This window comes from Pseudomonas sp. St290 (assembly GCF_018325805.1).
Taxonomy (GTDB): Bacteria; Pseudomonadota; Gammaproteobacteria; order Pseudomonadales; family Pseudomonadaceae; genus Aquipseudomonas; species Aquipseudomonas bijieensis.
This window is the reverse complement of record NZ_AP014703.1, coordinates 4080759-4104994: the sequence shown is the minus strand read 5'-3', so window position 1 is coordinate 4104994 and position 24236 is coordinate 4080759. Positions and strand designations below refer to the sequence as shown.

Annotated in this window: 16 protein-coding genes and 2 pseudogenes; 9 read left to right on the top strand and 9 right to left on the bottom strand. The window is 62.2% G+C overall.

The genetic code is table 11. From position 1 onward, the window contains the following. Positions 1 to 18: 18 nt before the first annotated feature. From PBDP_RS17755 to PBDP_RS17740, 4 genes are all read right to left on the bottom strand, one after another. On the bottom strand, positions 19 to 489 hold the full coding sequence (locus PBDP_RS17755; protein WP_109753231.1) for a DoxX family protein: 471 nt from the start codon (positions 487 to 489) through the stop codon (positions 19 to 21). A 101-nt stretch (positions 490 to 590) separates the two neighbouring features. Further along, entirely contained in the window at positions 591 to 809 is a 219-nt protein-coding gene (locus tag PBDP_RS17750; protein ID WP_003200762.1) for a tautomerase family protein, read from the bottom strand. 139 nt (positions 810 to 948) lie between these two features. Further along, complete coding sequence (locus tag PBDP_RS17745) at positions 949 to 2733, bottom strand: IlvD/Edd family dehydratase (RefSeq protein WP_109753230.1); 1785 nt, start codon at positions 2731 to 2733, stop codon at positions 949 to 951. Between the two features lie 41 nt (positions 2734 to 2774). Beyond that, complete coding sequence (locus tag PBDP_RS17740; protein WP_212801076.1) at positions 2775 to 3956, bottom strand: fumarylacetoacetate hydrolase family protein; 1182 nt, start codon at positions 3954 to 3956, stop codon at positions 2775 to 2777. 114 nt (positions 3957 to 4070) lie between these two features. On the opposite strand from PBDP_RS17740, the gene PBDP_RS17735 reads away from it, so the two are divergent. The 4 genes from PBDP_RS17735 (at position 4071) to PBDP_RS17720 (ending at position 8289) form a co-directional block, all read left to right on the top strand. Next, complete coding sequence (locus PBDP_RS17735; RefSeq protein ID WP_109753228.1) at positions 4071 to 5021, top strand: LysR family transcriptional regulator; 951 nt, start codon at positions 4071 to 4073, stop codon at positions 5019 to 5021. A gap of 274 nt (positions 5022 to 5295) precedes the next feature. Next, on the top strand, positions 5296 to 6678 hold the full coding sequence (locus PBDP_RS17730) for an MFS transporter (protein ID WP_212801075.1): 1383 nt from the start codon (positions 5296 to 5298) through the stop codon (positions 6676 to 6678). Continuing rightward, on the top strand, positions 6675 to 7415 hold the full coding sequence (locus tag PBDP_RS17725) for an SDR family oxidoreductase (RefSeq protein ID WP_116832714.1): 741 nt from the start codon (positions 6675 to 6677) through the stop codon (positions 7413 to 7415). Before PBDP_RS17730 ends, PBDP_RS17725 begins: the two co-directional genes overlap by 4 nt. Positions 7416 to 7440: 25 nt before the next feature. Continuing rightward, positions 7441 to 8289: an ureidoglycolate lyase gene (locus PBDP_RS17720; protein WP_109753225.1), complete on the top strand. Its 849-nt coding sequence runs from the start codon at positions 7441 to 7443 to the stop codon at positions 8287 to 8289. A gap of 299 nt (positions 8290 to 8588) precedes the next feature. Here PBDP_RS17720 and PBDP_RS17715 read toward each other — a convergent pair whose 3' ends face one another. The 4 genes and pseudogenes from PBDP_RS17715 to PBDP_RS30350 form a co-directional block, all read right to left on the bottom strand. Further along, positions 8589 to 11684, bottom strand: a complete 3096-nt coding sequence (locus tag PBDP_RS17715; RefSeq protein WP_212801074.1) for a multidrug efflux RND transporter permease subunit — start codon at positions 11682 to 11684, stop codon at positions 8589 to 8591. Positions 11685 to 11687: 3 nt separating this feature from the next. Continuing rightward, on the bottom strand, positions 11688 to 12857 hold the full coding sequence (locus PBDP_RS17710; protein WP_109753222.1) for an efflux RND transporter periplasmic adaptor subunit: 1170 nt from the start codon (positions 12855 to 12857) through the stop codon (positions 11688 to 11690). 101 nt (positions 12858 to 12958) lie between these two features. Further along, a pseudogene (locus PBDP_RS30355) lies at positions 12959 to 13489 on the bottom strand (methyl-accepting chemotaxis protein); the annotation flags it as partial. Between the two features lie 327 nt (positions 13490 to 13816). Then, positions 13817 to 14662 (bottom strand): annotated as a pseudogene (locus PBDP_RS30350) (PDC sensor domain-containing protein); the annotation flags it as partial. A gap of 825 nt (positions 14663 to 15487) precedes the next feature. Here PBDP_RS30350 and PBDP_RS17700 point away from each other — a divergent pair. The 5 genes from PBDP_RS17700 (at position 15488) to PBDP_RS17680 (ending at position 23294) form a co-directional block, all read left to right on the top strand. Beyond that, entirely contained in the window at positions 15488 to 16936 is a 1449-nt protein-coding gene (locus PBDP_RS17700; protein ID WP_109753220.1) for an APC family permease, read from the top strand. A gap of 85 nt (positions 16937 to 17021) precedes the next feature. Continuing rightward, positions 17022 to 18443: an aldehyde dehydrogenase family protein gene (locus PBDP_RS17695; protein ID WP_163858156.1), complete on the top strand. Its 1422-nt coding sequence runs from the start codon at positions 17022 to 17024 to the stop codon at positions 18441 to 18443. Between the two features lie 11 nt (positions 18444 to 18454). Continuing rightward, entirely contained in the window at positions 18455 to 19804 is a 1350-nt protein-coding gene (locus tag PBDP_RS17690) for an aminotransferase class III-fold pyridoxal phosphate-dependent enzyme (RefSeq protein WP_109753218.1), read from the top strand. An 81-nt stretch (positions 19805 to 19885) separates the two neighbouring features. Continuing rightward, positions 19886 to 21211 carry an alginate export family protein gene (locus tag PBDP_RS17685; protein WP_109753217.1) on the top strand — a complete coding sequence of 442 codons (1326 nt, stop codon included), beginning with the start codon at positions 19886 to 19888 and terminating at the stop codon, positions 21209 to 21211. A gap of 184 nt (positions 21212 to 21395) precedes the next feature. After that, entirely contained in the window at positions 21396 to 23294 is a 1899-nt protein-coding gene (locus tag PBDP_RS17680) for a trypsin-like serine peptidase (RefSeq protein ID WP_212801073.1), read from the top strand. A 50-nt stretch (positions 23295 to 23344) separates the two neighbouring features. On the opposite strand, the gene PBDP_RS17675 is transcribed toward PBDP_RS17680, so the two are convergent. After that, on the bottom strand, positions 23345 to 24106 hold the full coding sequence (locus PBDP_RS17675) for an IclR family transcriptional regulator (RefSeq protein ID WP_109753215.1): 762 nt from the start codon (positions 24104 to 24106) through the stop codon (positions 23345 to 23347). Between the last annotated feature and the right edge of the window lie 130 nt (positions 24107 to 24236).

Sequence of the window (24236 nt, the reverse complement as noted above, 5' to 3'; positions counted from 1 at the left end):
GGCCGCCATCATCGGCGTCTACCGCTGGCGCGAGTCCAATGAATAGGCTCCGCCGCCGCGCGCGACGATGTAGAGGGCGAGAAAGCCCATCAGTACCGGAAACTCAATGCCTCGGTCTATCCAAGGCCATGTCGGTCCCAGCGCATAGCTGATTGCAAGCATTTGAATGGCGATCAGCAGGGCGACGAGTCGCGTACCCAACCCCATCGCCAGCATGATTGCACCGACCGTCTCCAGAAGCATGACCAGAAAGGCAAGCTGTGCAGCGAAAGGCAGCCCCATCACGTTCTGGATAAGGTTGATCGAGGCGGCCATTGGATCTGCCATCGAGCCGTGAGAGCTGCGCAGAGCCTTTGGTAAACCGTGGGTCAACAGGACCACGGCGAAGATAATCCGCAGCAAGGCGTACAAATAGGGTTCGAAGCTGGCGACCCGTGCAGTCACGGTGGCCTGCGCGTGGCGCAGCGACGATAAGTCTTGAGTTGTCATGGGGAATCCCTGGCAGGGTGGCTTGAAGCGCCGGCGCATGAGTTCGATACGACCCCCGGCGCGAGGCGAGGGTCGATACCTCTGCGAATACTCCGAAGGCGCTATTGTCCTTTGGCGGGCAGGCCCATTTTCGCTAGCGTCAGCGTTTCATCGGCGCGTCCCCATCCGCCGTCTGCGACCTCTTCGACAAGGACCATGGTGAAGGGGCGGACCCCTTCGCCGAAGTACTCGACGAACATTTCGGTGGTGCGATGGATGATTTCTTCTTTGCGGGCGTGGTCCAGGATTCCTTCGGGGAATTTGTAGTTGGCGAATGGCATGGATCGACTCCGTGGGTGTAGGAAAGATGCGGTAGGGACAACGACCCCTTGCGCGCATCTTTCCCCTTTAGGTCCATGGAATAAATCCCTCTGGATTGTCATCAGCATTCAACATGCGTGAACAATCGGCAGCCTTGGCTCAGTGCGAATGACGCGGCTCGCCGCTACGGGCGATCACGCGCAGATGCAACGTGGCCGGCTCCAGGCAGCCCCCCGTGGACAGTTGCCCCACCAGTTGCCGGTACAGCTCCTGCCAGGGCGTTTGCGAAGGTGGGATGTTCGGCGTCCACTCGAGTCGGCGTCGGGCCATCTCGGCATCGTCGATCAGCAGGTTCACGGTGCGCGTGTTCAGGTCCACTTTCAGCCGGTCATTGGTTTTCAGCAACGCCAGGCCGCCACCCACGGCCGCTTCAGGGGACATATTGAGGATCGATGGGCTTGCCGATGTGCCGCTCTGGCGGCCGTCGCCCAGGCAAGGCAGGGAGTCGATGCCTTGTTTGATCAGCGATGCCGGAGGGGCCATGTTCACCACTTCGGCGCTGCCGGGGTAACCCACGGTGCCAACGCCGCGGATTACCAGGATGCAGCGCTCGTCGATGTCCAGCGCCGGGTCGTCGATCCGGGCGTGATAATCCTCCGGTCCTTCGAACACGATGGCCCTGGCTTCGAAACTGTTTTCTGCGCCGGGCTCGGACAGGTAGGTCTTGCGAAACGCCTCGCCCACCACCGACATCTTCATGATCGCGCTGTCGAAGAAATTGCCGCTGAGCACAATGAACCCGGCTCGGTGTTTGAGCGGGGTGTCGAAGGGGTAGATTACATCGGCGTTGCTGGTCAGGCTGCTGCGCACGATTTCGCCGATGGTCTTGCCGCTGACCGTGGCGCAGTCTTCATGCAGGCGTCCGGCTTTTTGCAATTCATGCATCACCGCGGGCACGCCGCCGGCCCGATGGAAACCTTCACCCAGGTACTTGCCCGCCGGCATGCAATTGACCAGCAGCGGCACGTCCTCGCCGATCCGTTGCCAGTCACCCAGGCTCAGCTCGACGCCCATGTGCCGGGCGATGGCAATCAGGTGCGGCGGGCAGTTGCTCGAAGCGCCCAGGGCCGAGGCGACGGCGATGGCGTTCTCGAAAGCCTGGCGGGTCATGATCTGTGACGGGCGGACGTCTTGCAGCACCAGTTCGCAGATGCGCTTGCCGGTGGCATAGGCCATCTGCCCGCGTTCGCGATAGGGCGCCGGAATGCTCGCGCAACCAGGCAGCGACATGCCCAGGGCTTCGGCCAGGGCGTTCATCGACAGGGCGGTGCCCATGGTGTTGCAGTGGCCCACCGATGGCGATGCGGCGGTGGTCATTTCCATGAAGCCTTCGTAGTCGATCTCGCCGGCGGCCATCAGGTTGCGCGCATGCCAGAGCACAGTGCCGGAGCCGATCAGCTCGCCCTTGTGGTGGCCGTCGAGCATCGGCCCGCCGGACAGGACAATCGCCGGCAGGTCGGTGGTCGCCGCCGCCATCAGGCAGGCCGGGGTGGTTTTGTCGCAACCGGTGGTGAGCACCACGCCGTCCAATGGATAGCCATGAAGGATCTCCACCAGCCCCAGGTAGGCCAGGTTACGGTCCAGTGCCGCCGTGGGTCGGCGCGATTGTTCGGCGATCGGGTGCACCGGGAACTCCATGGGAATGCCACCGGCGTCACGGATACCGGCCTTGACCCGTTGGGCCAGTTCCAGGTGATGACGGTTGCAAGGGGTCAGGTCGCTGCCGGTCTGGGCGATGCCGATGATCGGGCGTCCCGATTGCAGCTCCTCGCGGGTCATCCCGTAGTTCATGTAGCGTTCGACATACAGGGCTGTCATGTCAGCGTGGGCAGGGTCATTGAACCATTGCTCGCTGCGCAGGCGGCGTTTTGGCGTGTCAGTCATGATTCATTTCTCTCTTGTAATTAGGCGAATCGGCAAACGGTTCAGCGGGCGAGCAGTCCTCGGGCGGCCAGGTTGCGCAGCAAGGCACCGACGCCAAAGGTCCAGGGTGTGGCATCGCAGCTGTGGGTCACTTGATTATGCAGGCTGCCGAGCAACGGGCTGCTGATACTGACCCGGTCACCCAGTTTGTGGGTGAAACCGCTGCCGGCATGATCACGGTCTGCGGTGGGGGCGAACAGAGTACCCAGAAACAACAGGAAGCCATCCGGATATTGGTGATTGCCGTTGAGTGTCTGGCCTGCCAGGTCCTGTGGGTCACGGCTGATCTGGCTCATGGAGCTCGAGCCGCGCAGGCGGTAACCGTCCTCGCCTTGAACCTCCAGATCGACCACGCAGGCCCGCACATCATCGAGGCTGAAGCACTCGTCAAACAGGCGAATGAACGGACCGATGGCGCAGGATGCATTGTTGTCCTTGGCCTTGCTCAGCAACAGCGCACTGCGACCTTCGAAATCCCGCAGATTGACGTCGTTACCCAGGCTGGCGCCGTGGATCTGGCCGCGGCTGTTCACCGCCAGCACCACCTCCGGTTCCGGATTGTTCCATTGCGAGCCGGGATGAATACCAATGTGGCTGCCGCTGCCGACGGCGGAGAGAATCGGGGCTTTGGTGAAGATCTCTGCATCCGGGCCGATGCCGACTTCCAGGTACTGCGACCACATGCCCTGTTCGATGAGCCAGGCTTTCAGGCGCATGGCCTGCTCGGAGCCCGGCACGATCGAGCGCAAGTTGTCGCCGATCACGCTGTGCACGGTGGCGCGCACGGCTTCGGCTTTTGCCGCGTCACCGCTGGCCTGTTCCTCGATCACTCGCTCGATCATGCTGGCGGCGAAGGTCACGCCGGCGGCCTTGATCACTTGCAGATCCAGAGGGGGCAAAAGCGACGGTTTGGATGGGTCGGTATCGGGGCCAGTGTTGGCCAGCAGCGCCTCGACACTGGCGATGAAGGTGCCGGGTGTCTGTCTCACGGCGGCCAAGGGCGATTCTGTTTCCAGCAAATCACTCAATGTCGCAAAACGATCCGACAGATCGAACACACCGTCGCTACGCAACGCAATGGGCGAAGGCCCGGCGATCCGGCCAGGCACCCAGGCGCGGCCAATCAAGGTGCCGGCCACGCCATCGACGGGCAGGGTGTTCTCGGGAGTAAGCATCAGCGACATGGGCAGTCTTCCTGGTTCGTAAAGCTTTCAAGCTAGGGCGCGCTGTTGATGAACTCCAATGAGATATATTCAGTATCTGATAACGTCCGGTTATTGCATCGTCGAGGATTGCCCATGTCCGACCTGTCTTTCTCCAGCTTCTGCGGCTGGCTCAAATTCCGCCATCTGCTGCTGATCGATACCTTGGGGCGCACCTGCAACATGCATTTGGCGGCCGAGCAGATGAACCTCAGCCAGCCGGCCGTGAGCAAGATGCTCAAGGAAATCGAAAGCCTGCTCGGCTTCGCTCTGTTCGAACGTCGCCCCCGAAGCATGCCGCCCACCGCGTTGGGTGAACATGTGCTGCGTTACGCGCAGATCGCCTTGAACGACGCACGTTCGTTCGTCGAACAAATCAGCAGCCTGCGCGAAGGCGGCCATGGTTACCTGAAGGTCGGCGGTATCTTTGCCGCGACGGCGGTGGCCTTGCCCGAGGCGATCTTGCAGATCAAGCAACGCTGGCCCTTGCTGTCTATCGAGGTGGTGGAGCAGACCAGCAACCATCTGATGAAGATGCTTGAGGAGAAAAAGCTCGATCTGGCGGTGGCCCGGTTTACCGAGCAAAGCCAGCAACAGCGCTACGATTTCCAGCCCTTGGCTCCGGAGCCGTTCTGCATCGTGGTCAATGACCGTCATCCGCTGGCGAACGCCGGGCCGACGTCCCTGCAGCAACTGGTGGACCTGCCGTGGATCCTCTACCCGGTCGGCACGCCGATCCGCGCTCGCATGGAACTGGCCTTTGCCGAGGCCGGGGTTGCGATGCCGCGCAACACCATCGATACCATTTCCATGCAGACCTTCCTCCAGGTGCTGCAACGCGGGCCCATGATCGGCATGCTGCCCAACGCCATGGTCGATCCGCTGCTCGAAAGCGGCCAGCTCAAGACCCTCGACACCCCCTTGCACCTGGTACCACAGGACTACGGCATCCTCACGCGAAAGGATGAGCCGCTGGTAGGCGCGGCACTGGAGTTCGCCGAGATCCTCAAGGATAACGCCCGCTTGGCCGCCATGCAGCCTGCTTAAGGACAAGATGAGTCTGTGGGAGCAAGGCTTGCCCGCGATGCAGGCGCCTCGTTTCCCCTCAGACCGCGTCGTCTTCATCGCGGGCAAGCCTTGCTCCCACAGATGACTCGCTACAGGTTCCATGAACTTGAGGGTTAGTTGATAACGCCTCGTTATCGACTAATCCAAAAATGCCATTGGGAAAGAATCGATTCCCGACAGTAGAGTCCTCGTTCAATCGCCGGATGATTCGCTCATTCGACGTGACCCAATAAAAACAATCAGGGGTTACCTCATGCCAACCATCTCCGAGCAGTTGCCCGCCCAGGCGCAAGCTGGCGAGCTCGATTTTGAAGACCGGACCTACCGCAAGGTCATCTGGCGGATCCTGCCCGTGTTGCTGTTGTGCTACATGGCGGCGTACCTCGATCGGGTGAACATCGGGTTCGCCAAGCTCGACATGCTCAACGAGCTGCAATTCAGCAACACCATCTATGCCTTGGGCGCCAGTATGTTCTTCTGGGGCTATTTCCTTTTCGAGGTCCCCAGCAACCTGTTGCTGCATCGCTTCGGCGCACGGTTCTGGATCGCCCGGATCATGCTCAGTTGGGCGGTGATCTCCATGGCCGTGGCCTACACCGTGCCGCTGGCGGCTTTCTTTCACATCGAATCGAGCACGATGTTCTACGTGCTGCGCTTCCTGTTGGGGATCTGCGAAGCGGGCTTTTTCCCCGGCGTGATTCTCTACCTCAACTACTGGTTTCCAACCCATCGGCAGAGCCGGGTGATGTCCGGGTTCCTGTTGGCGTTGCCAGTGAGCCTGACCCTGGGCGGCATCCTCTCCGGTTGGCTGATGAATAGCATGCAAGGGGTGCATGGCCTGTCCGGCTGGCAATGGATGCTGCTCATCGAAGGCATTCCGTCGATCATCATGGCGTTCGTGGTGATCGTCTGCCTGGCCGACAACATCGACAAAGCCAAATGGCTGAGCGTCGCGGAAAAAGCCTTGCTCAAGGCCAATCTGCAAACCGACAACCAGGGCAAGGCCACTCGCTTGAGCGAAGTGTTCTTCAACCCTCGGGTGTGGTTGCTGGTGTTGATCCTGCTGACCTTCAACACCGGCTTTTATGGCCTGGCGTTCTGGATGCCGTCGATCATCAAGAGCACCGGCATTACCAACAGTTTGCACATCGGTTTGTTGACCGCCATTCCTTACTCGGTGGCGGTGGTGGCGATGCTGCTCAACGCCCGGCACTCCAATCGCACTGGTGAGCGGCGCCTGCACGCGGCGATTCCGGCCTTCATTGGCGGTGCCGGCCTGATCCTCAGTGCCTTCTTCGCTGACAACCTGGTGTTGTCCGTGCTCTTTCTCAGCGTCTCCGCTTCCGGAATCCTCAGCCTGATGCCGATTTTCTGGACTCTGCCGGGGACCGTGCTGTCGGGCGTCGCCGCCGCAGCCGGGATTGGCATGATCAACGCCATCGGCAACCTGTCGGGCTTCACCGGTTCGATGATCACTGCAGTGGCGGAAACCCTGACGGGCAATATCAACAACGGCACCTATGTACTGGCCCTGTGTCTGTTGGTCAGTGGCGGGCTGATCCTGGCCATTCCCGCCTCGATGCTCGGCAGGACACCCAAGAGCGCCGCCACGGCAGCGCAACTGGAGGCTGCATGAATCTACACAACAAGCGCGTACTGGTGACGGCCGCGGGGCAGGGCATTGGCCTGGCCAGCGCCGTGGCCTTCGCCCGGGCCGGTGCCGAGGTGTTCGCCACTGACATCGATATCCGTGCCCTGACGGGGATCGAAGGGATCACCGCCATGCCCCTGGACGTCACGTCGCCCGCGGCCATCAGCGCCGCCTGCGAACGCATCGGCGGGCTCGATGTGCTGTTCAACTGCGCAGGCTTCGTGCACAGCGGCAATATCCTGGAGTGCGATGAAGTGGCCTGGGCGCGTTCGATGGACCTCAATGTCACGGCCATGTACCGCATGATCCGTGCGTTCCTGCCGGGCATGCTGGCCCGTGGTGGCGGCTCGATCATCAACATGTCGTCGGTGGCTTCCAGCATCAAAGGCGTGCCCAATCGCTTCGCCTATGCGACCAGCAAGGCGGCGGTGGTGGGCCTGACCAAATCCATCGCCATCGACTTCGTCAGCCAGGGCATCCGTTGCAACGCGATATGCCCGGGCACCGTGGATTCGCCTTCGCTGCGCCAGCGCATCGCCGACCAGGCCGCGCGGCAGGGTGTCGATGAAGCAGAGGTCTACCGGCAATTCCTCGACCGTCAGCCCATGGGGCGCATCGGCAGTACTGAAGAGATCGCGCAGTTGGCGGTGTACCTGGGCAGCGATGCGTCTGCCTACACTACAGGGGCGGTACACGTGATCGATGGCGGCATGAGCCTCTGAATTTTCAATTGAACAGGAGCACTTCATGAAACTGTTGCGTTACGGCGAAAAAGGTTCGGAAAAACCTGGGTTGTTGGATGATGACAATCAAATCCGCGACCTCTCGGGCCACGTGCCGGACATCGCCGGTCAGGTCCTCGGCCCGGACAGCCTGGCAGCGCTCGCCGCCCTCGACCCGCGCAGCCTGCCGCTCGTTACCGGCCAGCCACGGATCGGTGCCTGCGTCGGTCAGGTCGGCAAATTTATCTGCATCGGCCTGAACTATGCCGACCATGCGGCCGAGTCGAATATGGAGGTGCCGAAAGAACCGATCATCTTCAACAAGTGGACCAGTGCCATCTGCGGGCCGAACGACGACATCCAGATCCCCCGCGGCTCGCTCAAGACCGACTGGGAAGTCGAGCTGGGCGTGGTCATCGGTAAAGGCGGGCGCTACATCGACGAAGCGAACGCCATGGAGCATGTCGCCGGCTACTGCGTCATCAACGATGTGTCTGAACGCGAGTGGCAGCTGGAGCGCGGTGGCACCTGGGACAAGGGCAAGGGCTTCGACACCTTCGGCCCCCTTGGGCCCTGGCTGGTGACCCGGGACGAAATCTTCGACCCACATACGCTGGATCTGTGGCTGGAGGTTGACGGACACCGCTATCAGAACGGCAATACCCGAACGCTGATCTTCAGCGTGCCGCAACTGATTGCCTACCTGAGCCGCTGCATGAGCCTGCAACCGGGGGATGTGATCTCCACCGGCACACCGCCCGGCGTCGGCTTGGGCATCAAGCCCAACCCGGTATTCCTGCGGCCGGGCCAGACCATTCGCCTGGGGATCGACGGCTTGGGCGAACAGCGCCAAGTCACGGTGCAGGCGGACTGATCGCTGGGCTCGCTGCCATCTTCGTGAGCCTGCTCGCTCCCACAGGGGCCTGTGGGGCAGATGAATTCTGTGCCTGTCGAAGATCAAACTGTGGGAGCGAGCCTGCTCGCGATGGCGGTGGGGCTGCTTGCATCCACACTGAATGTGCCGCCGCCATCGCGAGCAAGCTTTGCTCCCACAGATCTGACAGGTGTACGACCAGGAGAGCCAGGTCGGCTGCCAGGCCGCCATCGCGAGCCAGCTCCCACAATGGGAACGGAGTACGACCGGGAAAACCAGGCCGGCTATAAGGCCTAGCCTCACTTTGCATCAACACGCCTGACACGCTTCATCACCACCACAAAAAACACCGGCACGAACACCACCGCCAGCGTGGCGCTGATCATCCCGCCGATGACCCCGGTACCGATGGCCTGTTGGCTCGCCGAACTGGCGCCGGTGGCAATCGCCAGCGGTACCACCCCAAGGATGAACGCCAAGGAGGTCATGATGATCGGCCGCAAGCGCAGGCGTGCGGCCTGGAGTGTGGCATCGATCAGGTCGTGGCCTTCGTCGTAAAGGCTCTTGGCGAACTCGATGATCAGGATCGCGTTCTTTGCCGACAGGCCGATGATGGTGATCAGCCCGATCTTGAAGAACACATCGTTGGGCATGCCGCGCAACGACACGGCCAATACCGCGCCGAGCACACCCAGCGGCACCACCAGCAACACCGAGGTCGGGATCGACCAGCTCTCGTACAACGCCGCCAGGCACAGGAACACCACCAGCAGCGACAGGCCCAACAGGATGGGCGCCTGGCTACCGGACAAGCGTTCCTGCAAGGATAACCCGGTCCATTCCTGGCCCAGGCCTGTCGGCCCCAGGGCCACCAGTCGTTCGATTTCGGCCATGGCTTGCCCGGTGCTATAACCCGGTGCCGGTTCGCCGGAAATACTCACCGCCGGATAGCCGTTGTAGCGGGTCAATTGCGCCGGCCCCTGTGTCCAGCGGGCTTGGACGAATGCGGACAGAGGGACCATCTTCCCGCTGTTGTTGCGCACATGAATCTTCAGCAAGTCCTCGACCTGGCTGCGCTGGTCGCCCTCGGCCTGGACCACCACCCGCTGCATGCGCCCCTGGTTGGGGAAGTCGTTGATGTAGGCCGAACCCACTGCCGTGGACAACACACTGCCGACGTCGGCGAAGGAAATGCCCAGGGCATTGGCCTGCTTGCGGTCGACCTCCAATTGCACCTGCGGTGCTTCGGCCAGGGCGCTTTCGCGCACATTCATCAGCATCGGGCTTTTTTCGGCGGCGGCAAGCAATTCGCTGCGGGCCTGCATCAACGTCGCATGGCCGAGGCCACCACGGTCCTGCAGACGGAACTCGAAACCGCTGGAGGTGCCCAGGCCGTCTACCGGCGGCGGCAGTACCGAGAACGCCATGGCGTCCTTGATTTGGCTCAGCGCCAGGTTGGCGCGCTCGGCGATGGACGCCGCCGAATCATCGGCGCCGCGTTGCGACCAGTCCTTGAGGGTGGTGAAGGCCAGGGCCGCATTCTGCCCGCTGCCGGAAAAGCTGAAACCGAGAATGATCGTGCTGTCGCCAACCCCCGGTTCGCCGGCGTTGTGGGCTTCGATCTGCTCCACCACCTGCACCGTCCGGTTTTTGCTGGCACCCGGTGGCAGCTGAATGTCGGTGATGGTGTAGCCCTGATCTTCCACGGGCAGGAACGAGGAGGGCAGGCGACTGAACAGCAGGCCCATGCCTACCAGCAACACGCCGTAGATCAGCAGATAACGGCCGCTGCGTTTCAACGCATAGGCCACCCAACCCTGGTAGCGGTCGCCGAATCGTTCGAAGCCACGGTTGAACCAGCCGAAGAAGCCGCCCTGGCTGTGGTGATCGCCCTTGGCGACAGGCTTGAGCAAGGTCGCGCAGAGCGCGGGGGTCAAGGTCAAGGCGAGGAAGGCCGAGAACAGGATCGACGTCGCCATCGACAGCGAGAACTGCCGGTAGATCACCCCCACCGAACCCTGCATGAAGGCCATCGGAATGAATACCGCCACCAGCACCAGGGTGATGCCGATGATCGCGCCGGTGATCTGCCCCATGGCCTTGCGCGTGGCCTCTTTGGGCGACAGCCCTTCCTGAGCCATGATCCGCTCGACGTTCTCCACCACCACGATGGCATCGTCCACCAGGATGCCGATGGCCAGTACCATGCCGAACATGGTCAGCACGTTGATCGAGAACCCCAGCGCGAGCATCGTGGCGAAGGTGCCCATCAGCGCCACCGGCACCACCAGGGTCGGGATCAGGGTGTAGCGGATGTTCTGCAGGAACAGGAACATCACGGCGAACACCAGCAACATTGCCTCGCCAAGGGTGTAGATCACCTTGGTGATCGAGACCTTGACGAACGGCGACGTGTCGTAGGGAATCTTGTATTCCACACCGGCCGGGAAGTAGCGCGACAGCTCATCCATCTTGTTGCGCACCAGGGTCGCGGTGTTCAAGGCATTGGCGCCCGGCGACAGTTGCACCGCCACGGCGGTGGAGGGCTTGCCGTTCAGGCGCGTGGAAAACTGGTATTCCTGGCTGCCGATTTCCACCCGGGCTACGTCGGCGATGCGCACCGTCGAGCCATCGGGGTTGGCCTTGAGCACAATGTCGGCAAACTCTTGCGGCGTGTTGAGCTGGCCTTTGACGACGATGGTCGCGGTAATTTCCTGGGTGCTGCGGCTCGGCAAATCCCCCAGGCTACCGGCCGACACCTGGGCGTTCTGCGCCACGATGGCGGCATTGACGTCAGCCGGGGTCAGGTTGAAGCCCACCAGTTTCTGCGGGTCGATCCAGATCCGCATGGCGCGCTCAGCCCCATACAACTGGGCCTTGCCGACACCGTCCAGGCGCTTGATCTCGTTCATCACGTTGCGCGCCAGGTAGTCGCTGAGGGCCACGTCGTCGAGCTTGCCGTCGCTGGAGGTGAGGGTGATCAGCAGCAGGAAGCCGGCGGAGACTTTGTCCACTTGCAAGCCCTGCTGTGTGACCGCTTGCGGCAGGCGCGACTCCACCGCCTTGAGGCGGTTCTGCACGTCGACCTGGGCCAGTTCCGGGTTGGTGCCTGGTTGGAAGGTCGCGGTGATGGTGGCGCTGCCCAGGCTGCTCTGGGACTCGAAATACAGCAGGTTGTCGGTGCCGTTGAGCTCCTCCTCGATCAGGCTGACCACGCTTTCGTCCACGGTTTGCGCCGAAGCGCCTGGGTAGACGGTGTAGATCTCGATTTGTGGCGGCGCCACGACCGGGTATTGCGCCACCGGCAGTTGTGGAATGGCCAAGATACCGGCCAACAGAATGAACAACGCGACGACCCAGGCGAATACCGGACGGTCGATGAAAAACTGCGGCATGGCTTAGTGTCCTGCCTGTGGCCCGGGAACCTGGGCGAGGGGAAGTGGGGTGTCATCGATCTGGACCTGGTCACCGGGCCGGGCGTGTTGCAGGCCTTCGATGACGATGCGGTCGCCGGGTTTCAAACCGTGGGTGACGACCCAGCGATCGTTTTGCGCGGCACCCAATTGCACCGGTTGCTGGCTGACCTTCTGCTCGGCGTCCAGCAGCAACACCTGGGCGACCCCGGCGCTGTCTCGCAGGATCGCCCGTTGCGGCACGGTGATGCCTTGGCTGTTGACCGCCTGTTCCAGGCGCACGCGAATGAAGCTGCCGGGCAGCAGGTCCAGGTCGGGGTTGGGGAATTCGCTGCGCAGGGTTATCTGGCCGGTGCTCGGGTCAACGCTGAGGTCGGTGAACAGCAACTTGCCGGGCAGCGGGTAAGGGCTGCCGTCGTCCTGAATCAACGTAGCCTTGGCCTGGCCCTGGCCGACCGCTTGCAAAAGCCCTGCGCGAAAGGCGCGGCGCAGGTCGTTGAGTTCGCGAGTCGACTGCGTGAGGTCGGCGTGGATCGGGTCCAGTTGCTGGATCAGCGCCAACGGCGTGCTTTCGTTCTGCCCCACCAGGGCGCCTTCCGTCACCAGGGCGCGACCGATGCGCCCGGAAATCGGCGCGGTCACCGTGGCGTACCCCAGGTTCAACCGCGCCCGCTCTACGGCGGCCTTGCTGGCAGCGACATCGGCTGCGGTCTGACGCACGCTGGCCCGGGCGTTGTCGTAATCCTGGCCACTGATCGCCTTGTCATCGATCAACTGAGCGTAACGCTGTGCCTGCAAGCGGGCCTGGAACGCATTGGCCTCGGCCTTGCGCAACGCCGCCTCGGCACTGTCCAGGTCGGCCTTGAACGGCGCCGGATCGATGCGAAACAGCACATCGCCTTTCTTCACATCGCTGCCTTCGCGAAACACTCGCTGCAAGACCACGCCGGCCACCCGCGCCCGGACTTCGGCCACTCGCGGCGCGGCGATACGGCCGCTCAGCTCGTTGCTGATCGACAGTGGCCGGGCCTGGACGGTTTCGACACGCACGCTTGCCAGCGGGGCGGAGGCTTCAGGGGTCGAGGTGCTATCACAGCCACTGAGCAGCAGTGTCCCGACCAACAGGCCCAGTGTGACGACAGGAATCTTGGACATGGTGCTTCCCCAATATTGAGCCGCCCATGGTAGGGATCCAGGCCCATGACAGGGGTGAAGCTTTGTAGGCGCTCTGTGAAATTGTGTAATCACACAGGCCACTAAATCCGAAAATGCCCCACCAACTGCTGTTGACGGTTGGCCATGGTATGCAGCGAGTGACTTGCCTGAGAGGCTTCCTCCATTCGGCCGGTCAAGGTCTCGCTGATCCCGCGAATGTCACTGACGCGATGGCTGATGTCTTCTACCACGGCACTTTGCTCCAGGGCCGCGCTGGCGATCTGTTGGTTCATGTGTTCGATCACTGCCACGGCGTCGCTGATGTGCTGCAGCGCCGCATGGGTTTTTCCGACTTGAGCGACGCTGTCCCTGGCCTGTTCGCGGCTCAGTTGGGTGCTGTGCACGACCTCCTGGCTCAACTGCTGCAGCGCTTCGATCACCGTGCGTATCTGCTCGACCGAGTTCTGGGTGTTGCTGGCCAGATGACGGACTTCGTCAGCCACCACCGCGAAGCCGCGGCCCTGTTCACCCGCCCTGGCTGCTTCGATGGCGGCATTCAAGGCCAGCAGGTTGGTCTGCTGGGCAATGGCGCAGATCACGTCCAGCACCTGGCCGATGTGTTGACTGCTGCCGGCCAACGCCTGCACTTGCCCGAGCGTGGTCTCCAGGCGCCGGTCGAGGTGATCGATGCTGGTGACCGCATCGGCGAACAGTTCACGCCCCGAACGGCTGGCATTTTCGGCGACGGTAGCGGCATCGGCCGCCTGGTGGGAGTGGCGGGCCACTTGCTGGGCGCTGGTGCTCATTTCATGCAGGGCGGTGGCTGCCAGCTCGACTTCCCGGTACTGCGTGTGCATGCCCGCGCTGACTTCCCGGGCCACCTGCGCCGACGTATCGGCGGTGTTGCGGGTGTCCAGGGACGCTTGCTGGATATCGCGAATAATGGGCTGCAATTTGTCGAGAAAGCGGTTGAAGCCATTCGCCAGTTGGCCCAGTTCATCGTGGCGGTCATTGGGCAGGCGCTGGGTGAGATCGCCATCGCCTTCGACAATCGCATCGAGCATATGCGCTACCCTCAGCAGCGGCCGGGTCACGCCATAAGCGGTGAGCCAGATAAGCAATAGTCCCAAACCGGCAGCCAGCAAGCCCAGACCGAGGTTGAACCAGTTGGCCTGGCGATGCTTGTCGTCCAGCTGTGCCTGCATTTGCAGGGCCGGCGCTTGCACCAGCGCTTGCGGCACGCGTATCTGCAACTGCCAGGGGGTATTGGCGGGAACGGTTTGCACGGCTTGTCGAACGTCGACTGAGGTGTCGGTCACACTGCCGCTATGGCCGGCAGTTTGCCCTGAAGGGGAAAGAATGTTGATCTCGCTGTGGCCGGGGTACAGGTCGTCGGCCAGTTGGGCGGCGAGTTCCTGAAGGGTCCCGAGACTGATGTCCATGCCCACCACACCGATGATTTTGCCCTGGTCCGACAGCGGGATGGAAATGCTGCTCATCAGGGTTTTCTGGCCTTCGACTTCAATCGCGTAGGGCTCCGTCACGCAGGTGTGCCCCTGGGTCTGTGGGCAGACGTACCAGGCGTTCGCCGGCTCGCTGCCCGGCGGCGCCGTGTTGGCACTGATCTGGGCTTCGCTGAGCACCTCCTGGACCAGATGCCCGGGTTGGCTCTGCGACCAGTACAGGGCAAAGCGACCGTTTTCGTTGCCGGCCAGGCTGCGCTGGCCCGCGAAACCGGCATCGTCACCGGCCAGCGCGTCGGGCAGCAGCACGACGTAGAAGCCGAGCACTTTCCCGCGATCCATAAGTGCCTGACGGGTCGCGCTGACCAGGTCCTGGCGCAACTGTCCTGGCGTCAGTCGCCCGTTCAGTGCCTGGGCGCGCAGTTGCAAGACCTGCTGGGCGAAACCTTCCCCATAGATCGCTGTTTCGCTGAAGAAGCGTTCCACCCGCTGACCATGAGCCAGGGCCTGAGCCTGCAGGCCTTCCAGGGCCGAGCGCCCCAACAGTTGACCGCTTTGCTGCTTGAGCAGCGTCGCGCCTTGCTGGTTCTGATACAGGGAGGCGCCGGTCAATGCCCCGACGACGGCCAGCAGGCACAGCCCACTCAAGAGTGTGATCCGCCATTGGATAGAGAGACGAGCGAAGAACATGCTGAGATTTTCCTGCGCTTAGGGGCTTTTATTGTTTTGGGCCCAGCGCTGTGTGAGTGGTGGGCGAGGCTATCTTGCGTCAGGAAGCGCCTTCCCGTTATCCCGAATCGGCAGCCGTTGTGCTCCGGCATTGGGCTAATGCGGTTCACTTAGGGCAACGACATACCTGTGGCGAGGGGATTTATCCCCGATGGGCTGCGAAGCGGCCCCAAATGCAGGCAACCCGGTGTATCAGACAGATTGAGTTGACTGCTTAGGGGCCGCTTCGCGCCCCAGCGGGGATAAATCCCCTCGCCACAAGGGCCGACCTGTTTTGGGGCACGGCTTCGGATGCTGCCGTTTTGGGATAGCGAAGGGTTTTGGCAAGGGCCTAGCATCGAATCCAGCGTGCAAGCAGAACAATAAGCTTTTGGAAGTCGGCGAAGCTGGCCGTCTCCGATCCAGCAACAACTGCCTCATACAATAAGGTCAAGAACAATGAGTGTATCTTTCCCGATCAGCAGCTCGACGGAGTTGAAGCGCGGCGCCCTGGGCGTCGGCTTTATCATCTTCTTTGTGATTTCGGCGGCGAGCCCCTTGAGTGTCATCGCTGGCGGTTTCCCCATTGGCATCATGTTGGGCAACGGCGCCGGCACACCGGCATTGCTGCTCCTGGCGCTGCTGGTGTTGTTGGCCTTCTCGGCGGGCTACACCGCCATGTCCCGGCACATGACCAACGCCGGTGGCTTCTACGCGTTCACCTCCCGTGGCCTCGGTGGCCTGGCCGGTGGGGCGGCGGGGGTGCTGGCGATGTTTGCCTACAACATCCTTCAAGTGGGCCTGTATGGCATGTTCGGTGGCGTGGTCAGTGGCACGATGGCCAGCGTCTTTGGCCTGGACTTGCCGTGGTGGACTTACTCGCTCCTGGCAATGGCGAGCATTGCGATCCTCGGCTATCGCAAGATCGACCTGTCGGCCCGGGTCCTGTCGGTGGTGGTGGTTGCCGAGTACTTGGCGATCCTGACGCTGGATTTCGCCATTCTCAAGACCGGTGGCGACAGCGGCATCAATCTCGATTCGTTCGAGCGCAGCCATGTGTTCAGTGGTACGCCGTCAATCGGCTTGCTGTTCTGCTTCGCTGCCTTCATTGGCTTCGAGGCCACCACCATCTATGGCGAAGAGGCGAGGAACCCGCACCGTACGATTCCTATCGCCACCTACAGTTCGGTGCTGTTGATCGGTGGTTTCTATGCCCTGTCGGTCTGGTCGATGATCGTCGGCGTCGGGGCGGACAAGATCGTGCCGACCCTGCAGGCGCTCCAGGATCCCACCACCTTCATCTACGGCATGTCCGATCATTTTGTCGGCCCGTACCTGACCCAGATCATCCGCGTGCTGTTCATGGTCAGCATCTACGCCGGGTTGCTGGCGTTCCACAATGCCGCGGCTCGTTACTTCTATGCCATCGGCCGTGACGGTTTGCTGCACAGCCGGTTGGGGACCACCCATCGTGTGCACCAGAGTCCGCACATGGGTTCGGTCCTGCAAAGCCTGATCGCGGCGGTGGTGGTGCTGATTTTCGCCGCGCTGGACGCCGATCCGATCCTCCAACTGTTCGCCTGGTTCTCCAACCTGGCCACGCTGTGCGTGATTCTGCTCATGGCCCTGACCTCGGCGGCGGTATTTGTCTATTTCCGCGCGCATCCGGAACTGAAGCTGGGGCTCTGGCGCGGTCGGATTCTTCCGGGTTTTTCGTGCCTGGCATTGCTGGCGGTCCTGGCCCTTGCGGTGATTCATTTCGATGTGCTGACCGGCGCCAGCCAGCTCTTGTCCTACGGCCTTTGTGCCGTGATTCCCGCCGCGCTGATCGTCGGCGTGCTCCTCGCTGTTCGATTGCGCAAGGCTTCGCCCGAGCGGTTCATGGCGCTGGGAAGCCACAAGCTCTAAGGCGTCAAGCGACAACGTCAATCCACCCAGAAAACAAGTCCGCTGTCGTTCCGGACGGTTCGTCAGCGCGTGAAAGGAAGGTGCTATGCACGATTATCAAATGCTCATCAATGGGGCGCGGGTCGACGGTGAAAACGGCCACTTCGATGTGTTCAATCCGGCGACCGGTACCGTGTTCGCCCGCTGCCCGGCCGGTTCCCTCGCCCAACTGGACCTTGCCGTCGAAGCGGCGCAAGCGGCCTTTGTCGAGTGGCGACACAGTACTCATGAAAACCGCCGCCAGCGCCTGCTGAGCATCGCTGCCGATCTTGAACAGGAAGCCGAGTCGTTGGCCCGGCTCATTGTCCTGGAGCAGGGCAAGCCACTGGAACTGGCGTTCTCCGAAGTGATGGGCGCGGTGGCCTGGACGCGTTATGCCGCCGAGCAGCAGATTCCCGTAGAGCTGGTGGAAGAAACCCCGACCCAGCGCATTGAACTGCACCGCAAGCCGTTGGGCGTTGTGGCGTCGATCACGCCCTGGAACTGGCCGTTCATGATCGCCGTCTGGCACATCATGCCGGCGTTGCGGGCCGGTAACTGCGTGATCAGCAAACCGTCCAGCCTGACCCCCTTGAGCACCCTGCGCCTGGTGGACATCATCGCGCGCCATGTGCCTCGTGGCGTGATCAGTAGCGTGACTGGTGAACAAGGTTTCGGCAGCGCGATCACCGCCCATGCCGGTATCCAGAAGATTGTCTTCACCGGCTCGACCGCCACCGGCCAAAGCGTGATGCGCGGCGCTGCCAGCAACCTCAAGCGCCTGACCCTGGAGCTGGGCGGCAACGATGCCGCCATCGTGCTGCCAGGCACGTCGGTCGAGGCGGTCGCCGAAGATATTTTCCAGGCGGCCTTCCTGAACATGGGGCAGACCTGCGCCGCCCTGAAGCGTTTGTACATTCACCAATCCCAGTACGAGGCCTTTGCCGAGGCCCTGACTCTAATCGCCAGGCGTCAGGTGGTGGGTGACGGCCTGGCGCCTGGAGTCACTTTTGGCCCGGTGCAGAACCTCGAACAGTTGGCGCTGGTGGAGGAACTGGTGGCCGATGCCCGTGCCCATGGGGCGCGGGTGTTGTGCGGCGGTGCCCGTCTGGACCGTCCGGGCTTTTTCTATCCGCCGACCCTGGTTGCCGATGTCACCGATGGGCAGCGCCTGGTGGACGAGGAACAGTTCGGTCCGGTGCTGCCCCTGATTGCCTATCAGGATATCGAGGATGTCCTGCGCCGCGCCAACGCCGGCGACATGGGCTTGGGCGGATCGGTCTGGGGACGCGACAGCGAGCAGGCACAGGCATTGGCCAGTCGCCTGGAATGTGGCATGGCCTGGGTCAACTGCCATGCGCAGATCCAGCCGAATACGCCGTTTGGCGGCAGCAAGATGTCCGGGTTCGGCGTCGAGTTCGGCCTTGAAGGGTTGCTGGAGTTCACCGGCCAGCAACTGCTGTACGTACGCAAGCGTGAAACAGAATGAGGACTGCAACCATGTACGAGCAATACAAGACAGCACAGAAGAAGTTCTGGCACCCGATGAGTTCTTCGGCGCCAGCCAATCGCTCCAAGACGTTGATCATCGCCCGTGGCGACGGTAACTACATCACCGATATCGAGGGCCATCGCATGCTCGATGGTGTCGGCGGTTTGTGGAACGTGAACGTGGGTCATAACCGGGCTTCAGTGAAGGCGGCCATCGCTGCGCAGCTGGACGAGCTGGCCTATTACCAGACCTTTGACGGCATCGCCCATCCGCGGGTGTTCGACCTGGCCGAGCGGCTGACGTCGATGTTCGCCCAGGAAAACATGGCCCGGGTGCTGTTCAGTTCCGGCGGTTCCGATGCGGTCGAGACGGCCCTGAAAATGGCCCGTCAATACTGGATCGCCAGCGGTGAGCCAGGGCGCACGCGCTTTCTGTCGCTGCGCAATGGCTACCATGGCGTGCACGTGGGCGGTACATCGGTGGGCGGCAATGGGGTCTATCACTACAACCACGGGCCGCTATTGGCCGGCTGTCATCTGCTCGATACGCCGTGGCTGTACCGCAACCCCTGGGATTGCCGCGATCCGGAAGAATTGACTGCCCACTGTATTCGTCAGTTGGAAGACCAGATCGCGCTGCTTGGCCCACAGACCATTGCTGCGCTGATCGCCGAACCGGTACAAGGCGCCGGCGGCGTGATCGTGCCGCCCGCGCATTACTGGAAGCGGCTGCGCGAAGTCTGCGACCGCCACGGCATCCTGTTGATCGCCGATGAAGTGGTCACCGGTTTCGGCCGCACCGGCTGCATGCTCGGCAGTCGCGGCTGGGGTGTCGCGCCCGACGTCCTGTGCCTGGCCAAGGGCATCACTGCTGGCTACATCCCCATGGGCGCCACGGTCTTCAACCAGCGCATCGTCGATGCCATCGAGAACGGCCCGGGTTTCAGCAGCGTGATCATGCACGGCTACACCTACAGCGGGCATCCGACCGCTTGTGCGGCGGCCCTGGCGGTGCTGGACATCGTCGAGGCCGAGGATCTGCCGGGTAACGCGGGAACAGTCGGAGCCCAGTTGCTGGAGCAACTGCAACCGCTGACCGAACGTTATGCGGTGGTGGGTGAAGTGCGTGGCAAGGGCTTGATGATCGCCGTGGACCTGGTGGCGGACAAAGTCACGCGCGAACCACTTGACCCGGCCAACGGCCTGGCCTCGCGCATCGCCGAGCAAGCGCGCCTGGCCGGCGTTTTGATGCGCCCGATCGGCAACAAAATCGTGATGTCGCCACCGCTGACCCTCACCAGCGACGAGGCCGCCCTGATGGTCGGCGCGTTGGACAGCGCGCTCGCCGATTGCCGCTAGCCTGATAGCCGGCGCAGTGTCCTGCGCCGGCTCCTGAATATAAAGACAGCCTTCAAAGGTGCACCACAAGGAGCTCCAGCCATGCGGTCTCTATCTCGTATGGATTTTTTCGGCAGTGGCCTTGCCTGTACGCTGGCGCTTTGTGCCACGAGTCAGGTTCAGGCCTATGAGTTGTATGCCGATGAAGACACTCACCTCAACGCCGACCTGCTGGCGGTGTTCGGCCATTTCAACAGTCGTAAGAACTACGACGGCACGCCCGGCGGTTCAACCTGGCGCGAAGGCTTCATCAAGTATGGCGTCAGCGGCGACCAGGGCCTGGCCGGCCACGGCACTGCCTACGGTGCGTTCAACCTGATCAGTTCCGCCACTTGGGGCGATGGCGATCCGGCCGGTAATTCCCTTGGGTCCGAGCGCACCACCAAGATCGAAGACGCTTACCTGGGTTGGCGCTCCGCCGATCTGTTCCCTGTGCTGGGGCAGGACGGTGTCGACATCTCCGGTGGCCGCCAGGTGGTCAAGCTGGGCCGGGGATTCTTGATCAACGATGACGGGCCGAACCTGGGCAAAGGGCCGGCCGATGGTCGCTTGAATCGTGGTGGGGCCTATTACCTGGCGGCCCGGCACGCCTTCGATCAAACCGCCGTGTTGCGCCTGGGCGGGCAGGATGGGTTGCATGGCAGTGTGGTATGGCTCAAGTCCGACAACCGTGCCCAGGCCGAAACCGAATTGGCCGCCGGCACGCTGGATTACACCGCCAGGGCCGGTACGTTGGGCCTGACATGGGTGCATGGCCTCGACGTGAACGAGCGGTGGGCCAGCGACTTCCAGAAGCAACGCAAGGACATGAACGTCTACAGCATTCGTGGGGAAGGCGACGCGGGTATCGACAATGCCAGCCTGGCATTCGAATACGCCTGGCAGGACAAGAACGCCGGCCCACAGAACGCCTGGTACGCCGAGGCCGGCTACACCTTTGCCGATATCGCCTGGGCGCCCAAGCTGACGTACCGCTACACCCGCTATTCCCAGAAGTGGGACTCGCTGTTCACCGGGCAGAGCACGGGTTATGGCACCTGGTTCCAGGGTGAAGTCGCGGGTAACTATGCCGGGCCATTCAACAGCAATACGGGGATCCATCATGTGGGCTTGAAGGCCACGCCATTGGAGAGCCTGACCCTCGGTGCGTTGTACTTCGATTACAACACCGTACGTAAAGACAACGCCTTGAACCTGGATGCCCGTGAGCTGGATGTGTATGCCGAGTGGGCCGTCAACGAGCATTTGATCATCACCCCGCTGATAGGCCTCTACAAGCCGGATCGGGATGCAACGACGGGGGGTAATCAAGTGACGGGCAATGGCACCAACGTGTACAGTCAGGTGACGGTGGCCGTTCCGTTCTGAAGCGGGGGGCTGGTTCCCTGAACCCGTGGCAAGCGAGCTTGCTTCCTCGCCACGGGGTAGTGTCCAGTCAGCCCCGACCATCCGTCTGTAACCTGCTCAAACCTGTCAGCTCCGACAGTAGGCGCCGAACACATTCCGCGTCATAAATCGCTCCATCGTCCATTGCGCGACCGGAGTGCCCGCCATGTCGACCCAACCGGAAAAAACGCCCGTGTCGCCGGCCATGCGCTCGGCTGTATGTGGATTGATGCTGGCCTCTGTTGGGTTGGTATTGGGTGCTGGGTCGGCGGTCGCTGGCATGCAGCCTCCGCCTTCCACCCCGATTACGCCGGGTGAAATCATCGGGGAGAGTCAGCTCGAGAAGGCTCGCTGCGTACAGCAGTCGGATCCGGCAAAGTACCGGCGTGCGCGCGCGGTGGGCAGGATCCATTCCAGACTTGGAGGTGGAACTGTCTGGCGGGTAGGGCCTGGAAACCTCGCGCTGACCAACTGGCATGTTGTTGACCAGGACGCGGGCGACCCGACCCAAATGGTGGTGAGCTTCAATTACGAAGAAACATCTTGCCATTCGGACAGTACGGCGGATGTGGTTCGGGTGCCGGTCGAGCGGATCGTGGCCTATGATCGGGATAAGGATTTTGCGCTGCTTGCCCTCGACGAGGATATCGTCAACAGCGGTGCGCTGGATTCCTTCGGTTATCTGGGCCTGAACACTCAGGTCCCGCATATTGGTGCTGACGTCTACCTCGCCGGACACCCCAGTGCTTTACCGAAGCGGGTCTCTCGCGATCACGACGACGGTCTTCCCTGCCGGGTGATCGATGTGGGTGACAACGGCCGTTACGGTTGGGTGAAATATAATTGCGATACCGAGTCCGGCAGTTCCGGATCACCCGTGATCGACGCGTCAACCAATACGGCAATTGCTCTCCACAGTGGCGGTAGTGCCTCAGCCAACTCGGGCACGCAGATGGCTGAAATCTGGCCGGACATCGCGCGGTATTTTGATGGCAAGTTGCCCGAGGGCAGTATCCCGGTGGAACAGCCGACCGTGCCGGTGGCCAAGCCGGGAGCCGTTAGCGTACAGGTGCCGGTGCGTGTGACACAGGTGGACGGGGAATCTGCGGTGGGAGGGGCGTCCGGTGAGCAGCTGTATTACCACGCCCCCGCACACACCACGATCACCGACGTGTTCTGCCAGAGCGCAACCACCAAGTGGATTGCCGAGGACGGCGACGCCGCGTCATGTACCCTGTCAAGCGCAGCAGACTGGACCACAGCACAGTCGGTGACGCTCCGCGTGGATGACACCGCCCCCGACGGCCAAATCGTCGACGGCCGGGTACGGCTACTGTCTGACACAGGGCAAACCCGCGGAGGAACCAACACCACCCTGAACGTGATGTCGCTGGACCCAGGTGACGTGGCATCGCTACAGGCACAGGCCGGAAATCTTCAGGCGGCCCCGGTGGACAGCAGGTTCGCGGAGCCGTTAACGGCGCGGGCGATAGACCCGCTGGGCGAGATTGTTGTGGGTGCGGATGTCACCTTCGCGGTCTCCGATGAAGGGGCGACAGGGACGCGCTTCGACGGGGGCGATCAGACACCGATCGTGCAGACGAACGCCGATGGTGATGCAACCTCGCCGAGGCTGGTCGCCGGCTCCGGGGTGGGCACGCTGCAGGTGACCGCCACCTCTAACGACAGAATGGCCAGGTTCTACTTGAGGGTGGTGTCGGAGGAGGGGGACCCGACGGATGATGTGGAGTCTCTGATCCTGGCAGGTGGGAATGGACAGATCGCACCAGCGGGTACCGAGTTCACTCTTGCGCTCACGGTTCGAGCCTCGAATCAGGACAGGGATCCGGTGGCGGGGGCCTGGGTCGTCTACACGATCACTGATGATGGTAGGACAGGGACCCGATTCGTCGGGGTCGATCAGACGCCGACGGTGACGACCAGCAGCAGTGGTGACGCAGTGTCATCGAAGCTGATTGCTGGCCACACACCGGGTTTCGTGACGGTGACCGCGACCTCCAATGGCAAGGCGGTGACGTTTCTCTTGGTGGTGAGTCCGAGTTGAGAAGTCGATCGAACAGAACGCTGGATAACGTCGATCTGCGTTAACCGCCGTCACATCCCGTGGGCAGCCGCAGGCGGATTCTGCATGCGTTCGGCAATCCGCCGGGTGGTGTCCATCACCATCTCAATCACGGTTTCCTGGCGCAGCAATTTGAAGTTGTGGGTGCTGCCGACCGCCGAAAGGCTGCCCACCACCTCGTCGAGCCCTGGGTTGACGATCGGCGCCGCGATACCGGTGAGCCCCAGGTTGAGTTCATCGTGGGTCAGGCAATAGCCGTCCTTGCGGATCTTTTTCGCTGCCTTGGAAAAGCTGGCCCAGTCGTAGGTGCTGTCAGGGTCATTGGCCAGGTGTTCCTCGAACAGGCGTTGCAGGCGTCGACCCTTTTGAAAGGCGATCAACACCTTGGACTGCGCACCGCGAAAAAACGGCAGCGGCTGGCCGCGTCCGAATGCGAACTGGTAGGTGTCATTGGGTTCGGCGATGTAGGTGTTGATGATGTGTCCGTCATAGAAAACGCTGGCGAACACCGCCAGGCCGGTGGCTTCGGACAGCTCGTGCATCAACTCGCGGCCCGCCACGAGGATCGGGTCGTACTGGCGCATCATCCAGTCGAGTTCGATGATGCGCGGCCCCAGGCCATAGCTGCCGGCATCCACCCGCACCAGCAGGCCGGCGTCACACAAATCCTTGACGTAGCGGTACACGGTCGCCCGTGACAGGCCCATGCGCTCGGCGATGGTCTCGGGGTCGATCTTCAGCGTTGCCGGGCCGAAGAGGTCCAGCACACTCAGCATTTTGCTCAGACTGCTCATTTCGCTCCTAAAGGGGGGAATGGCGCGTAGGTGGTCGTTGGGTGAGCACTATAGGTAGCCGCGGCAGTGATGAAAAGCCCGCAGGCTCGCTCAGGAGCGCGTTGTCACGGTAACCCAATGCCTGAGAAAT